A 324-nucleotide genomic window follows, 5' to 3' on the forward strand; every position below is an offset into this window, starting at 1 on the left:
GAGCTCCCGCAGGACGGGGAGCGTGGCCCGCGGTACGCCTGGACGCGCGTCGTGACCGACCCGCACACCGACAGGCCCGCAGCCGTGGCACACCTCAACTCACTTGCGGAAGACGCCGATTCGGCCGACCTGTCCGCTCTCGGCATCCTCGCGTGGCTCCTCGACGAGACCCCGCTGGCCGTGCGGCTCATCGACCGGGGCGCCGACGCCTGGGACGGACGCGGGGGTTTGCCGGAAGGGCTCGCGGGGGCGGTGGCGTGGGCGTACCTGGAGCGCGGGCGGTGGGACGACGCCGGCGCGGCGGCGCGGCGGCTCGCGGCCGTG

1 pseudogene is annotated in these 324 nt (G+C 76.5%); it reads left to right on the forward strand.

What is annotated here, in order from left to right:
- Positions 1–51 precede the first annotated feature (51 nt).
- A pseudogene (locus G3I42_RS31990) lies at positions 52–324 on the forward strand (LuxR family transcriptional regulator); the annotation flags it as partial.

This window comes from Streptomyces sp. SID11385 (genome assembly GCF_010548245.1).
In the GTDB taxonomy this organism is placed as follows: domain Bacteria; phylum Actinomycetota; class Actinomycetes; order Streptomycetales; family Streptomycetaceae; genus Streptomyces.